We start from the raw sequence: 15,663 nt of genomic DNA on the forward strand, positions 1-15,663 counted from the left end.
CACCCTCCATCCGTTTATATTAGCAGTATGGATGGAATCGCTGTTTTTCATTCAATCATGTTAAACATGCAAGCCTTTTTTCTTTAAATCCACCTGCTTTTCAAATATAAACCTCATTAATGTCTGTATATCATTTTTTGAAGGTTCAAGAAATTGGACGTGCAGCAGCATATTTCCATGTTCTTTTTCCGTTACGCGAATGACTTTGCTTTTTACCCTTAAATAATGAATCTCACCTGATTTCATCGTAAGCGCCATCCACAGGTATAATTGCGAAACCGATTGAATAGCAGTGCCTTTTAAAAGCCTTATGGAAGCTCCGCCAGCGCTGATATCCTTCGTTAATGCACGAAAAGGGGTAAACTCGGAATGTTCTGGATGAATGGCGGTATCCAAGGTTACATCCAGGCGCACGAATTGTCTCCGCTGGAATTTAACAAACGTTTCTGGTTCGGACAGCAATAGTTGCATCATGGGTATTCTACCTTTCACTTTTCCAAGCACTTCAGACTCGAATACATAAACAGCCTGCTCTTCATTGGAAAATGTGACATTGAACTGTGTCCCATCAATAAGGAATGCAATTTTCCCAGTCTCTTCATCGATGGGAAAGTCCGTATAGAAACAACCCGTCCCCATTTCTACAACCATACAATTGAACTTTTCCTTCTGTGATGTGTATTTCGGTTCGAGCATTAATATATCACCAATTCTAAACATCGTCGTCCACGTCCTTTTCGATAGGGAGGAAACCACATAATATTACCTATGAAATTCCCCATATAATCCAATAATCATGAAGTTATTATGTCATGAAATAAGAAAAAGGGAAAGTGACTAAGCACATTTCCCCATAACTTATGATTGACGATTCTTTTAAATTAAATTCTCGTATACCGGTTCGGAATTCTTTAATTTTTCAACCTTTTCTTCTTGACCGGTATCTGCATTAATGAAAATACGGTAGGTATCGTCTTTAATCGTACCGAGAAATTCATAACAAAGAACTTCTTCACCAATATCATTGGTGATTAACGCCTTTCCTTCTTCCATTATTTTTACGTTGCTGTTGATTTTGTCCTTAGCCTCTTTCTCGGATATTTTCGGATTCCCTAATTCCCTGGTTTTATGTGATTTTAAATACTCATCAGCTGAAAACCCTATAACGGATCCATCATCCAATGCGATTTTGACCTTGACTGAATCCGGATAAATCTTGACCCCATTTTCTGATGTCACGAAATTCAATAATGCGATATTATCGTATTGAGCACTCTCAAATAATTCAAGTGAACTGAAATCATGTTCCTTTAAAAAAGCTTCGGCTTTTGTATAGGCTTGATTCAAATCAATATTTGTTTTGTTCACATCTCTATTATTGATATACCAAATAGGGTAACCGCCTTTTTTTGTCAAATCCATATTCAATTCAGTATCGGAATCTTTATCGAGGATGCTCACACTATAAAATCCATAATCGGAACCTTTTCCGTTTTCTTCCACATTCACCTTCAAATTTTTGCTTTTTGAGTGTGCATAGTTTTTTGCTGTCGCGATTGCTTCTTCTTTCGTAATGGTTTCACCTTGCAAATTTTTGAAGTTTTCATCCCTCTGTTGTGCAGAAGTAAAAGTCGGGTTCATCTCATTCGTTTCCCCGTACCCAGATACTTTTTTCTCTACCGTCTTTAATCCGTCAATGATCGTGTTATCCGAATTTTCTTTCCCTGATGCAAGAGCCATTTCGACATCCATCCATCTTAAATTGTTTTTAAGGACTAGATACTGCACTTTCCTTAACTCGCCCTGGATGTCTCCTGCCTGTGTGTACAAGGATTGCAGTGTCGCATATTCCTTATCATTCAATGGTTCTTTTTCAAGGTCCCGTACCGCTGTTTTATAACTGAAGTCCGCAATTTTTGATAAAAATTCCTCTGTCTTGTTAAAAGGAAGCAAGGTCAATGGCAACTGCCCGACATCACTTTGGGCTTCGGAAGTGATACGCCAAACATCTGTTAACGCCGGACTTAATGAATAACGTGAATTCATGGCCAAAGTACTGCCGACCTTATCGTGCAATAAATCCACTTGATAGCTTAAATCATGAAAGGCTCGCTGATACGTATTTTCCGCGTTTATTAATACAGCATTTTTTTCCTTATGTTCTTGATAACCCCAGAATGCAGTTCCCGCAACAACTACAACAAGCAGGGCAATCACTATATTCCTGATCATTTCCCTTCACCTCTTTACTTACAAAAGATATGTTTTCCGATTCTTTTAATTTGTTCCCTTGACCAGATCCATTTGCTTGTTGCCGTATCGGGATTAAAGTAATATTCTGCATTACCGGTTGGATCCCACCCATTGATAGCATCCACCACGGCTTCTTTCGCCCTTTCGTTCGGTGTAAGCCAAATCTGTCCATCCGCAACAGCCGTAAACGCCCCAGGTTCAAAAATTACTCCCGAAATGGTATTAGGAAATGCAGCACTTTCCACCCTATTCAGGATTACTGCTGCAACGGCAACCTGACCAGTATATGGCTCCCCTCGCGCCTCTCCATAAACGGCATTGGCCATCAGTTGTATATCGTTTTGAGAATACCCCCCTGGAAGATTGGCAGATGTCGTTGGTTTGGAAGGGGCCTTTCCGGTAGCGGTCCCTCCAGTTCCAGTTCCTTTCGCTTTTACCTGTTTTTCAATGGGGACTCCCCCATAATAGGTGAACTCGTTTCCTTTATTGATTTGCTCATGAACCCATGCTTTATTGAAATTAGACGCATTCGCCAACTTCTGTTTTGTTGTAGTGCCTGCTAAACCATCGATTGGAAGCCCGAAATCTTGTTGAAAGTTTCGAAGTGCCCAATAAGTGCCCCATCCATAGGCTCCATCAATCTTTCCCTTATAGTAACCGATGTTTTGCAGGCGTGCCTGCAGTTCAATTACATCATTTCCAACCGCACCTTTTTGAATGACTTGGCTCGAAAAGGCATTTGTTCTTGTTTCCGGGTAAATTGCGAAACATATAGTTATACACGAAAACAGCAAAAGCCATTTCCATTTTGACGAAATTCCTTTCATCAAAAACACTCCTCTTTTTCTTGAATTAATGTAATTCTATTTTCTTCTTTACTGGCTTTTTTATTCCAAACATAAAAAAAACGGAGCGGGCAAAATATGCCAGCACTCCGTTTTTTGATAGTATTCGTCATTTGCTAAGGTAATGATTCTGTGAAAGTTTTTCTGCGTGAAAGTCAGACAACAAACGTGCTTTCTTTACTTTTTTCATGCCTAACCACCATAGATAAATCATGAATGGCATAATAAAGTACACCCAAAATTTTTGGGAAACCAAAATATAATCGTAAACCCCATGTAACGAAATTGGTATGATCAATGCCAATAATAAATAGACCCTATTATTCGAAGCCGAAAATTTCGCCTTGCCCAAATAATATCCCATGATCACACCGAACAAAGCGTGACTGGATACAGGGAGAACGGCCCTGAGAAAAGCGTGTTCCACCCCGTTGGCCAGCAGGTACAAAATATTCTCCATTGTGGCGAATCCAAGGGAGACTGCAGCTCCGTAAACAATCCCATCATAAGGCTCATCGAATGCCACATGCTGATAAATAACGTAAATGAGTATGAACCACTTGAAGAATTCCTCAAGCAGTGCAGCCCATAAAAAAGCATTTGCTAAATCCGTATTCAAGATATGTTCGGTTTCGAGCACATACTGTATGAACATAATCGGAAATACAAGAAAAACACCGAATATAAATGTTTTGACCACAACCGATATCGGTTCGGTCTCATATTGATCTTTCAAATAGAAATAGCTCAGTAGCGCCAATCCTGGCGCAATGGCCGCTGACAACATGACCAGCATTAGCTGACCCTCTTTTCATCTTCGTTTCCTTAATCGTACCATGGAATGAAGAAAAACTGAATCCAAGAATCAACTCTTCCATATTTTATTTAATCCTTCAGTACTTAAAGAAGGTCTCATCTATAGGGTTTTCGCTTGCCAGCATGACAGCTAACTTGATTCGTGCCTTCTTGCTGTCATAATCAGCGCCTAAAATCACACCGCGTTGTTTTAGATCAAATGCGCTGCCTTCATAATCATAAGCAGGGTACACTTTTCCTTCTTCTGCACTTGTAGTCATGATGATCGTTATTCCTTTATCGATTGCAGCTTGTATGGAGGTTACCATTACAGGGGTGACTTGTCCCCTTCCTACACCCTCGAGCACGATGCCTTTCGCACCGTTTGCAACCGCAGCATCAATAAAGAGGCCGTCAGCTCCTGTATGGCACTTGATGATATCCACCCTTGGGATGCGATTCTGAATATCATAACACTCCCTATGTAAAGGTTTCTGATAGATGCTCACGACATCATTATCAATTATCCCTAAATATCCATAGCCAAAAGATTCGAATCCCTGTAAATTGGAAGCATGCACTTTTTTGACATACTTTGCTGAATAGATCCGCTCATTAAAAACGACCACTACCCCAACATCCCTAATAAGATCACTCGCAGCGCATAATATCGAATTCCTTAGATTGGAATATACATCGGTGCCCACTTCTTGGGGAGAACGTTGGGAGCCGGTTAATACGATTGGACGTTGATCTTTACTCGTGACATCAAGGAAATATGCCGTTTCTTCAAGTGTATCCGTACCGTGTGTCACGACGATTCCCGTAACTTCAGGATCCTCCAATTCCTTTTGTATGGCTGATTGAAGCTGCTGCATTTTCTCAAAGGACATGGACATGCTTGAAATCTGGAAAAGATCAACCACTTTAACCTCGATATCGCTGGGCAATTCGCAAAGAGATGCCAACTCATGGCCAGTCAATGCACCAGAGGCCAACATCCCATTCGCAGTTTCTTTACTGGCAATAGTCCCACCAGTCGTTATTAATGATATTTTTTCCATACGGTCACAGCTCCTCATTCATATCATTCACTTTTCTTTAACGGCCAAATGATAGGCAATCAATCCACCATGAAACCTGCCGTTCTCGATGAAGATTTCGTTCGCATTATTTCCGGCTGCCAGAACTCCTGCAATATAAAGACCTTTAACGTTCGTTTCCATCGTTTCCTCGTTATATGCAGGCCTTCCGGTCTCCTTATCAATAGTAATGCCCATTGCAGCTAAAAAGGAATGGTCAGGATGGTAACCAGTCATTGCAAATACAAAATCATTTTTAATGACTTTTTCCTCATCACCTACATGATAAATCACGCTGTCTTCCGTTATCCTGTCGACATTCGCATTAAATTCCATCTTGATCGTTCCATTGCGGACTAATGATTCGAATTCCGGAAGAATCCAAGGTTTGATACTTGGAGAGTAATCCGATCCTCTATAAAGGACTGAAACCCTTGCTCCTGATTTGACCAATTCCAAAGCTGCATCCACACTTGAGTTTTTGCCACCGATGACTGTAACATCACAATTATAGTAGGGATGGCCCTCCTTGAAGTAATGAAACACTTTAGGGAGCTGTTCGCCCGGTATGCACATATAGTTAGGATGATCATAGTATCCGGTCGATATGATCACATGCAGAGCTGTATATTCCCCTTTCGATGTCTTGACCAAAAACTGGCCATCTTCTCTTTTTTCCACTTTTTCCACTTTTTCCACTTTTTCGAATGTATTGACCCGCAATTCTTTCCTTCTGACTACCTCCCTATAATAGGCTAGCGCCTGATTGCGGACCGGTTTACGGTTTTCGATTATAAAAGCGACATCACCAATTTCCAGTTTTTCACTCGAACTGAAAAATGTTTGATGTGTCGGATAACGGTAAATGGAATCAACCACATTTCCTTTTTCAATGATCAGGGACTGTATTCCCACTTCTTTAAGAGCGATCGCAGCAGCCAATCCACACGGGCCCCCACCTATGATAATGACTTCTTCAACATTCATCTTTATTCTCCACTGCCTTTCCATCCACTATGTGTGATACGTTCGTCTAAAAATAAAAACTCCTATCAATACATGATAGGAGTTTTTACAATTCATTTCAATGATAAAGCAATGAACATGAGTTAACTATATATTAATACTGATTTGAATCCTTTTAGATCCAACCACGGAAGCGGGAAGCTTCAGCCATTTTTCTTACGCCGATCATATAAGCCGCTAGGCGCATATCAACGCGTCTTGATTGAGCAAGTTCATAAATGTTATTAAAAGATTTTACAAGGATTTTTTCCAGCTTTTCGTCCACTTCTTCTTCAGACCAGTAATACCCTTGATTATTTTGTACCCATTCGAAGTAAGAAACCGTTACACCGCCAGCAGAAGCAAGCACATCAGGAACAAGAAGGATTCCGCGATCCGTCAGGATTTGTGTCGCTTCAATTGTTGTAGGTCCGTTAGCTGCCTCGACAACGATCGATGCTTTGATATCCGCAGCATTTTCTTCAGTGATTTGGTTTTCGATTGCAGCCGGAACTAAAATATCACATTCCAATTCAAGCAGTTCTTTATTTGAAATTGTGCTTTTAAACAATTTCGTTACGGTTCCGAAACTATCTCTCCGATCGAGAAGATAATCGATATCCAATCCCTCAGGATCATGGAGTGCACCGTATGCATCTGAAATACCAATGACTTTAGCTCCTGCGTCATGCATGAACTTAGCTAAGAAACTACCTGCGTTACCGAAACCTTGAATGACGACCCGTGCCCCTTTAATATCGATGCCGCGTTTCTTGGCAGCTTCATTGATACAGATCGTTACACCCTTAGCAGTGGCTGATTCACGGCCATGAGAACCACCAAGCACTAGCGGTTTACCCGTAATGAATCCTGGCGAGTTGAATTCATCCATACGGCTGTATTCATCCATCATCCAAGCCATGATTTGAGAATTTGTAAACACATCAGGTGCCGGGATATCTTTAGTCGGCCCCACGATTTGGCTAATTGCGCGAACGTAGCCCCGGCTCAGTCTTTCAAGCTCACGGAATGACATATTACGAGGATCACAAACGATACCGCCTTTACCCCCGCCGTATGGCAAATCTACGATGCCGCATTTCAAACTCATCCAAATGGATAATGCCTTCACTTCACGTTCCGTTACATTAGGGTGAAAACGGATACCGCCTTTTGTAGGCCCAACAGCATCGTTATGCTGTGCACGGTAACCCGTGAAAATTTTAACCGATCCATCATCCATGCGTACCGGTATCTTCACCGTCAATAAACGCAAAGGTTCCTTCAACAGCTCAAAAACTTCTTCCGGGTAACCCAGCTTATCCAAAGCTTTATGTATTACAGTTTGGGTTGACCTCAGTACGTCGTGTTTTTCTTCTTCATTTACATGGCTATTGCCTTTTGCCGATTCCATTAAAAGTACCTCCTAGAAAATCTCATCCGTATATAAAATTATAATGTACAAATAGTCCTCTTCATGTGCTAGTATACACCTTCGTTACATTTATGCAAGAGTAAAAATGGGAAATTAAAAGTTGGAAATATTCTAAAAATGAAAACGTTATCATATCAACTGCTTTCTTACTCTTTTACCGTATATCTTGTTCGGCCGAAAGTTGACACAAAAAAAGGCAAACCACATTTTTTCACCGTAATGCGGCTGCCTTGTCTCATTTGTCTTACGTCAGCTAAAATGTGTGAGCAAAACATGTATCGCTTCATTTTCGATTATACATGTTCCATATTCATTGATGCGGCTGAGTGTCAATGTAGATGCATGGCCATACTCAGCCGCTAGAGATATGACCGTGTCATATGTCGTGTCTTTAACATTTTCGATAAGTAAATAGTATCTACCCTCAAAATGATAAAGGGTACTTTTAAGCAAACCTTGAAAAGATAATCTATGAGATAATTGGACGATATCTTCAAAGTCATCGAAAACATAAAGAATATGGGGGAAGTCATCAATTTTCACCTGTAAATCCAAAAATTCCTCTTCGTCTGCCAATAGTTCCTCTTCTTCCTTTGTCACAATGATTATCAACCCTTGTGCAGGCAAGGAGAAAATTTCGATTGCAATGGAGCCACTCATTTTAAAGCTGAGTTCTTCGCACGCTTCTTCGACCATATCCTGAAATAGCTTGTGGACCTTTAAGGAATTCCCTAAAATATCTTCTTTCGTTATGCCTCTATCAATTAAATCATCAAGGGTCAAAAAAATCTTGATTTTATTATTAGTTAATCGTTCCAGCTTCATAAAAAAATGCCCCCTGGTTACCATCTTCATACATCATATGAAGCCTTGGTCGCAGGGTGCATATCCATTATTTCTCCTAAGACGGCCGTCGCTAACCCTTCAGCCACTCCTCCCATTTCGATTGCGTGTCCCCCATTAAGACTCCGCTGAAGGCAGTTCGGTCTTCTTCAGAAATAAGGCTCAAAGCCGCACCGCCAATACCCACCTTCAAATCCGGAAAATCCTTTATTAACGCTTCAACAAGCTTAAATGTTCCAGCAAGATTCTCTTTCAGTGAACATGACATGAATAGGTAAGAGGGCTTAATGATGTTTAAAACGGTGAAAAGGTCCTTATCAGCAATGGATTCTCCTAAATAAATGGTTTCATACCCTTTCCGCTTCAAAAAAATGGTGAAGATTAATAGTCCAAATTCATGTTTTTCACCGGGAGCACAAACGGTAAGGGCTTTCGGAAGAAAACCATTAGTCGGAATTGTATGCATAACCGAACTGATCCTGGATTTTATTATGTTCGACGCAAAGTGTTCATGAGCGGAAGTAATTTCTCCCCTTTCCCACTTATCCCCAATCTGAACCAATATTGAACCGAGTACATCCACTATGGTTTGTTCGATTGTATACATACTGAATGCTTGGCTTATCAGCATATGGGCTTTATTTTCATTGAAATTCAATAGAGCTTCGATTAATTCATCCGATAACTTAATCGCTTGTTCATCCTTACGGTTCGTTTCAGGAACTCCAGGCGCTAGGGTGCCAGTACTTTCGAGAAGAGAAACGGCTTGGCTTATTGTAAAACCTTGCTTTGTTTTAGTAATGAGCCACTTAAGGATTTGCAGGTGTTTTTCAGTATACAGCCGGTGCCCCGATTCATTCCTGATAGGTTCGATAAATTTATAGCGCCTTTCCCAAGCCCTAAGGGTTCCCGACTGAATGTCCAGCAGTTTTGAAACTGCCTTTATATTATATTTACCTTCTTGCATGGTTTTACAAGGCCTCCAATAACTGTACGATCATTTGATGAAATTATAGTGGATTTTTCAAGGTCTGTAAAATCCCGGTATGCTCGCTTAAAAGCAGCCTAATAGGTTTTTTCCACAGCTTCGCCTATTTCAGTGTCTGTCCCCCTTTTCAGGGTGAAGAGGTGCGTTTCAGGCTTAGCTTCAAGCCTTAAAGGCACTGCGCTTGTCCCATAGCCATTACTCGTCATATATATACATTCCCCCTCTTTTTTAACACTTCCGATCTGATAGGGCCCGAATCCGAATAGGCGAATCTGCCCGCCATGGGTGTGACCTGACAGGACAAGACTAATATGGTGTTCCGGAGTCAACTGTTTCTTGACCAATGGATTATGGCTCACCAAAATCCGGAAATCTTCATTCCCGCAATCCGACAGGGCAAGGTCAAGCCTATCACGTTCTTCCGATATATCATCAATGCCCAGAAGAGCGATTTTGCTGCCATTCTGAGACTCAAAAGAAACAGCTGTATTATCAAGGATTTTCACCCCATGTTTCAAAAGAGTCGCATCCAGTTCATGGAAGTCCCCTTCATAATCATTATTACCCCAAACAAAATAAAGGGGACCAAGTTCTTTTAGTTTTAATAAATTTTTTTCCACACGTTCTAAGGGAACCCCGCTTTCCCTAATGTCACCGCCGATTATCACCAAATCTGCCTTGTCACCTGTTTCCTCAATCAATTTATCCGCAACGATCCGCCGATGAAGATCGGATATAAAAAAAATCCGCACATCGCCAAAGTCTTCAGGAAAGTCTTTAAAATATAGGTCTTGAGAAATCACCCTATCTTGCATAGCCGTACGCCACATGTAAAAGATCGTGGCAAATGACAGCAGGATGATGATTAAAAATAATCCAGATAACCATAACATCTTCGTTAAACCTTCTTTCCATCCTTATCCAAACGTACTTTCATATAACCATAAAACGGTATTACCCGCAATTAAATATGATTTAAAGCAACCATCATTTATTTTCATGATATAAGTTAATATCATAATTCTTCTTCATCATTTCAAAAACCTTATGGCGATTTTTCCATTCTTCCTCTTTTTCCCACAATTGCTTACTTTTATTAATGATTTCACAGCGTAGCAGTTGAAACTCCTTTTCAGCTTTATCTAGCTTTTTTTTAATTAAAACCATATATCCATATAGACCAATTGCTGCCGCCAAAAAAAGGAAATGGCTAAAATGGTCGACGAAAACACTAAACATGCTGAAAAAGGAATAGGAATAAGGTACAACGATATAAAAATAAAGATAAATCATAAAAAGGACAGCAACAATCATGGTTGCCCACAAGCTTTGAAGATGCTTCTTTTTAAGTGCCTCGAATTTTTTCTTCCGATCCACGACATTTTGAAGCATTTGTTTTGTTGCTTGATCCGTTTTCTCATCCAGTAAAATGATTGTCGATTCCATCGCATTTCCTCCTCTGCTCTTTCAAATCATGATATGAAAGAGTAGAGGAAAAAATGATAATGTACCTGTCACTATTGCTTTCATACTTAACCAAGTTGAACAATATTAAAAATACCCTGCCTATAAAGACAGGGTCAGACTAGAGACAAACTCGATAATAATTGAGTTTGTCTCCAGCTTTTTTAGGTTTTTAAAATTTGAATGTTGATTTTCACTTCAGGCACTCGCTTTCCGCGGGCGGTCCGCCCTCGGCCCCACTGCGCCTGCGGGGTCTCCCTTGGACGCGCTTTTCCCGCAGGATTCTCGAACACCCGCTCCAATCAACTTTGTTTTAACATTAAGGTAGAACTCCTGTTGCCTAAAGTCTTTTTTGTTTTGAAATAGAAGGATTTAAAAACTTGATTTTTTCTAAAGGTGCCTTTTCATTATTTCTTGATTGGAATTTTCAATACCTGACCTTTGGAAATTTCATTGCCATTCAGCCCATTCCACTCCCTGATCAGAGCAATCCCTTCCTGTGATTTGTAGTAATTCATGGAAATGCGAAATAATGTTTCTTCACCTTGAACAGTATGTAAGACAACTTTGTATCCCTCTTTATCCGGTTTAGCGGCTTGTACATTTTTCTTTTCTGCTGCTGCTTTCTTTGCCTTTTCCTCAGCTTCTTGCTGCGCTTTGGCTTTAGCCTCAGCTTCTCGCTGCGCTTTGGCCTTTTCCTCAGCTTCTTGCTGTGCCTTGGCTTTTTCCTCAGCTTCTTGCTGTGCCTTGGCTTTTTCCTTAGCTTCTTCCTGCTGCGCTTTGGCTTTAGCCTCAGCTTCTTCTTTTTCTTTCTCCGCTTCAGCCTTTGCCGACTCTTTTTCCTTTAAGTCCTCTGCCGTTGCTGTAGTTGGAATCGATTCTATATCTTCCTCTTTTAAGACGACTTGGTCACTTTTAGTAACAGGTAAAGGCCTATCCTGAAAATATGTATAAAGGCTGTAAAATCCAATTGGAAGCAAAATGAAAAATAACGCTAATAATTGTATCATTGGAAGTTTAATCTTCACTTTACTTTTTTTCTTTTTATTCTGATGGACTTTGCTCCGTTTGGGCAATGATGACTTAGCCTTCTGGCGTTCAATTCGCGAACGAAGTTCACCAGCCTGATCATTTTCTTTTTCATTCTTTTGCACCCGGCTCATTCAAGTCACCCCCTTTCTTGCTAAACCCTCTTTGCTTTTTGTTCCTGATTAAAATACCAAGGATAAAGTCAATCAAAAAGTGGGCCGTAATCGTCACGATGATATTATTAGTCATTTCAAATAGAAACCCGATAAAGAAGCTCAAAACCAATACATTTAAAAATAAAAACCAATTAAAAAGGTAACGATAATGAACGGCTGCAAAAATGAGGCTCGTAAGAAGCAAACCAAAATGTGTTTGCAGCACTCCCCGGAATAATACTTCTTCACTTACCGCTACCACTAAAGCTACGACAAAAATCATCGGGTATGACAAATTACTGAAAATGCGTTCGTTAATACCGCCATCATCCTGATAGGAAGATGGTGTCACTTTCATAAGCAATATGTCAATTAACACGACAATGACTCCAGCAGGAACACCAATCAGCAAAATGTTCAGGTCCCCAAAGATAAATAAGTCGAAAAAAGCAGAACGGTCTTTAAATAAAATAATACCTAAAAAGATGGCTAACGTTAAGAGAATAATTTGTGTAAGAAACAAATTATATAGCAACTGTTTATCTGTAAGTTGTTTAATTAATTCAGCTTGCTTATTTTTCATTGCCATTTTCCTTCTTTAGTAAGATATAAGCCAATTCCTTTTTCCAAGTGGAAAAGGTATTAGCCGGATCCACCTTTACTTCCGGCCATACATCAGCCATTTTTTCGGCATCCATCCCACAGATATCACAGCAGATGGGGTTCGCTTCCCGATGCTTTTCTCCAAAATAGTCCAGTATCCCTGAACGGCGACATTCCTGTGCATATATCCAGTGAAGGAATTTATGCAGCTTTTCTTGATTACTGGTTTTCCTCTTTTGACAATACTCTTTCATCTCTGCCACTTGATCCTGGTTATTGCCCATAATAAACTGGGTAAAAAAACGGAGCTGGATTTCGTTCAACGAAAAGGATTGCGACAGCTGCTCTTTTTCTGAGGGGGTCAAATTCGCCAGATTCTTTTGTGATTCATTAAGGAAAGAACATACACCATCGATTTGCGAATCCGTAGGCAACTGTTGCTCCATCAAATGAAGGGGAAGCCCTTCATCCCCTTCGCTATATAATAAGACAGCCACACTTTGTTTCCGGTCTCGCCCCGCCCTGCCAATCTCCTGAAGATATGCTTCCATCGTGGACGGGATATGAAAATGGATAACATATCTGACATCCGATTTATTCACACCCATTCCAAAAGCGCTTGTTGCGCATATGATTTTCAACTGGCCGGAAATGAATTGCTGCTGAATGAGCATCCTTTGTTCCTGCTCCATTCCACCGTGATAATAATTGACACTATCGATCCCGTTATCCTGTAAAAAACCAGCGACTGATTCCGCCACTTTTTTAGAGGAAAAATAAATAATTCCGCTTCCGGTAAATTTCCTGACAAGCTCCAGCACACGGGCTAGCTTCTCATCATAGCTGAACATTCGCTCGATAATAATGGCAATATTTTCACGATCAACGGATGAGACCATTTCCTCGGCCTGCCCAATGTTAAGTTTAACAACGATGTCCCTCCGGACCTCATCGGTTGCAGTTGCCGTCAGGGCAAGCGTCAACGGATCATTCAGTTCACGCCTCACTTCTCCTAAATTCAAATAATCCGGACGGAAATCGTACCCCCATTGTGAAATGCAGTGTGCTTCGTCTATGACGAACAAGCCTATTTCTATGGATTTCAAGGATTTTATCACACCATCGATGCTCAGCATTTCAGGAGATAAAAAGATAAAACGGTAACTATGTAACCTATCGAAAGCTTTCCTTTTTTGATTAAGCGTCAAAAAAGAGTTGAGGGTCAATACACTTTTTTCGCCGCTCATCTTCAGCTGATCCGCTTGATCCTGCATTAAAGATAATAACGGGGATACAATTATGACAGTCTTATTTACCAGATAAGCCGGCAGCTGATAACATAATGATTTACCTGACCCGGTTGGGAGCATCGCTAATGTATGACGGCCGGACATCAATGATTCAACCACTTCCTTCTGTCCAGGACGAAATTCATCAAAACCGAATTTTTCTTTGAGGACTCGTTCCATGTTCATCATCTCTCACCTATTTTCGCAAGTACAAGTCTTATTTGAAAAAAGCTTATTTGTTTATTATCGACCATCTGCTTGATAGCTTTAAGCTTTTTTGTACCAAGTTTCTTAATCGCTTCAGTTATTTCCCTCTCATCCTCGATTGACACATAATCGGAAATCGGAAAATCTTTTTCCGATAAAACAATTTCTACGAGGTGATCTTCGATGGTGTTGACTTTCAATCTGCGGATACCAGCTATTTCACCGAGGTTTTTCCCTTCCTGGATGTATCGTAAAGTAGTCTTTGTAGATTGTGTCAAATGAGGATTACCACTTCTTTTCCAATCATTGGTTAATGAGGATAAGAGAGGGTAGTCACTACCCGTTTCCATTTCTGCAAGCATTTGATGCAATGAGTCAAGGAATGTATAGCGAACATACTCTTCTTCCGCATTTTTTCTTTTTGCAATCTGTTCAAACGTTAGTCCAATCCTGTTTATCCCGGTCAATTTCAAAATGAAAATGTCTCGTTTCATATCACTTTGATCTTCTAAAAGGGATACCAGTTCATCATATAGATGTTGGGCAATAAACGCTCGATCCTGACGATTGGCATGTAAAAATTCCTTTACGAAGAATTGGATTTTGGGATTTCGTTGTATCGGATAAAAACGTCTTTCATTGTGGACAATATGGGATATGGTTTGAATGAGTAAGTTTAACCTTCCCCAAAAAACAGGGGTGATATTGTGATACTTCCAACCATTTAAATACTCCGGAAAAGGATTATTTTTAAAGTAATCGACCAACATTCGTTCACCTTGCAAACTAATTTCATAAGCATCTGGTTTATCCGTTAAATTGATCAAGTCATGCTTAAGCGAATGTTCAATGTTTTGATTTAATTGCTGACGGGTAAATCGAGGTATTGTCCCAAAAATATCCGTTAACCCGAATAAGTGGGCATCTTGGATGGTTTGTGACGATTTCTTACCCTGCAGCATATGGTATATAGCATAAATGGAGCGCTCACCTTGAAATTTTTTTATCGCATATAGAATGATGGCCTGTAGATAATTATTCATGGGACTCACATCCTTGTTTCATTTAACCAATAAACCCATTGTAACAAAAATCTGCAAAAACCGCCGTTATTATTGATGAATACAACGGAAATTATGTGACTAAATGACGAAACATGGAAAGGACCAAGTTAATTATTTCGATGTTTTTCGTTGACATTCAGCTACATGATAGTTATTATCAATACAATTTCTATTGAAAAGTTTGGCATTCGGTCTTACAATAAGAAAGAGATAATAATCTGAAATAAAAAGATTATCAGTTGTTAATCAACTTAGGAGGGGTTATATTCATGGCTAAATTTACTATTGTGGATAAAGAAACATGCATAGCTTGTGGAGCTTGCGGAGCAGCGGCACCAGATATATACGATTATGATGACGAAGGGATCGCATTTGTTACCCTTGACGATAACGAGGGTATCGTTGAAATTCCAGATGTACTTATAGACGACATGATGGATGCATTTGAAGGATGCCCTACGGATTCCATCAAAGTTGCTGACGAGGCATTTGACGGAGATGCACTAAAATTCGAATAAAGGTACAAGCCATTTTCAATCGAGAATGGCTTTTTCTTTTGGCCAATGCACATACCAAAAAACAGGCATAAAAAAACAACCGGATATG

16 protein-coding genes are annotated in these 15,663 nt (G+C 40.1%); 1 reads left to right on the forward strand and 15 read right to left on the reverse strand.

Annotation, left to right across the window (positions count from 1 at the left end):
* Positions 1-60: 60 nt before the first annotated feature.
* The 15 genes from MKX49_RS14385 to MKX49_RS14455 all read right to left on the reverse strand — a co-directional run bounded on the left by MKX49_RS14385 (position 61) and on the right by MKX49_RS14455 (position 15,036).
* Positions 61-720 (reverse strand): flagellar brake protein, encoded by a 660-nt coding sequence (locus MKX49_RS14385; RefSeq protein ID WP_340876849.1) that lies wholly within the window; start codon positions 718-720, stop codon positions 61-63.
* Positions 721-876: 156 nt separating this feature from the next.
* Entirely contained in the window at positions 877-2,232 is a 1,356-nt protein-coding gene (gene ypeB, locus MKX49_RS14390) for a germination protein YpeB (RefSeq protein ID WP_340876850.1), read from the reverse strand.
* 14 nt (positions 2,233-2,246) lie between these two features.
* The gene (gene sleB, locus MKX49_RS14395; RefSeq protein ID WP_445670166.1) at positions 2,247-3,071 is read right to left on the reverse strand and encodes a spore cortex-lytic enzyme; all 825 of its coding nucleotides are present in this window, start codon (positions 3,069-3,071) and stop codon (positions 2,247-2,249) included.
* A gap of 136 nt (positions 3,072-3,207) precedes the next feature.
* On the reverse strand, positions 3,208-3,894 hold the full coding sequence (gene prsW / locus MKX49_RS14400; RefSeq protein ID WP_063594034.1) for a glutamic-type intramembrane protease PrsW: 687 nt from the start codon (positions 3,892-3,894) through the stop codon (positions 3,208-3,210).
* Between the two features lie 97 nt (positions 3,895-3,991).
* Positions 3,992-4,957, reverse strand: a complete 966-nt coding sequence (locus MKX49_RS14405; protein WP_063594035.1) for an asparaginase — start codon at positions 4,955-4,957, stop codon at positions 3,992-3,994.
* 27 nt (positions 4,958-4,984) lie between these two features.
* Positions 4,985-5,962 carry a YpdA family putative bacillithiol disulfide reductase gene (locus tag MKX49_RS14410; protein ID WP_340876853.1) on the reverse strand — a complete coding sequence of 326 codons (978 nt, stop codon included), beginning with the start codon at positions 5,960-5,962 and terminating at the stop codon, positions 4,985-4,987.
* 154 nt (positions 5,963-6,116) lie between these two features.
* A complete protein-coding gene (locus tag MKX49_RS14415; protein WP_048681753.1) occupies positions 6,117-7,394 on the reverse strand; it encodes a Glu/Leu/Phe/Val family dehydrogenase in 1,278 nt (425 codons plus the stop codon).
* Between the two features lie 270 nt (positions 7,395-7,664).
* Positions 7,665-8,240: a genetic competence negative regulator gene (locus MKX49_RS14420; RefSeq protein ID WP_095389680.1), complete on the reverse strand. Its 576-nt coding sequence runs from the start codon at positions 8,238-8,240 to the stop codon at positions 7,665-7,667.
* A gap of 91 nt (positions 8,241-8,331) precedes the next feature.
* Positions 8,332-9,225 (reverse strand): MerR family transcriptional regulator, encoded by an 894-nt coding sequence (locus MKX49_RS14425; RefSeq protein ID WP_063594038.1) that lies wholly within the window; start codon positions 9,223-9,225, stop codon positions 8,332-8,334.
* Positions 9,226-9,323: 98 nt separating this feature from the next.
* Positions 9,324-10,139 (reverse strand): metallophosphoesterase, encoded by an 816-nt coding sequence (locus MKX49_RS14430; protein WP_340876854.1) that lies wholly within the window; start codon positions 10,137-10,139, stop codon positions 9,324-9,326.
* 94 nt (positions 10,140-10,233) lie between these two features.
* Positions 10,234-10,692, reverse strand: coding sequence for a YpbF family protein (locus MKX49_RS14435; RefSeq protein ID WP_034308074.1), 459 nt, complete (start codon positions 10,690-10,692; stop codon positions 10,234-10,236).
* A 425-nt stretch (positions 10,693-11,117) separates the two neighbouring features.
* Positions 11,118-11,873: a LysM peptidoglycan-binding domain-containing protein gene (locus MKX49_RS14440; protein WP_340876855.1), complete on the reverse strand. Its 756-nt coding sequence runs from the start codon at positions 11,871-11,873 to the stop codon at positions 11,118-11,120.
* Entirely contained in the window at positions 11,851-12,477 is a 627-nt protein-coding gene (locus tag MKX49_RS14445) for a CPBP family intramembrane glutamic endopeptidase (protein ID WP_340876856.1), read from the reverse strand. The genes MKX49_RS14440 and MKX49_RS14445 overlap by 23 nt, the downstream gene beginning before the upstream one ends.
* A complete protein-coding gene (locus MKX49_RS14450) occupies positions 12,467-13,972 on the reverse strand; it encodes a RecQ family ATP-dependent DNA helicase (RefSeq protein ID WP_340876857.1) in 1,506 nt (501 codons plus the stop codon). Before MKX49_RS14450 ends, MKX49_RS14445 begins: the two co-directional genes overlap by 11 nt.
* The gene (locus MKX49_RS14455) at positions 13,972-15,036 is read right to left on the reverse strand and encodes a helix-turn-helix domain-containing protein (RefSeq protein ID WP_340876858.1); all 1,065 of its coding nucleotides are present in this window, start codon (positions 15,034-15,036) and stop codon (positions 13,972-13,974) included. The genes MKX49_RS14450 and MKX49_RS14455 overlap by 1 nt, the downstream gene beginning before the upstream one ends.
* Before the next feature lie 290 nt (positions 15,037-15,326).
* Here MKX49_RS14455 and MKX49_RS14460 point away from each other — a divergent pair, with 290 nt between their 5' ends.
* Complete coding sequence (locus tag MKX49_RS14460) at positions 15,327-15,575, forward strand: ferredoxin (protein WP_034308087.1); 249 nt, start codon at positions 15,327-15,329, stop codon at positions 15,573-15,575.
* Positions 15,576-15,663: the final 88 nt, after the last annotated feature.

The sequence above is a fragment of the Peribacillus sp. FSL M8-0224 genome, from assembly GCF_038003055.1.
Classification (GTDB): domain Bacteria; phylum Bacillota; class Bacilli; order Bacillales; family DSM-1321; genus Peribacillus; species Peribacillus frigoritolerans.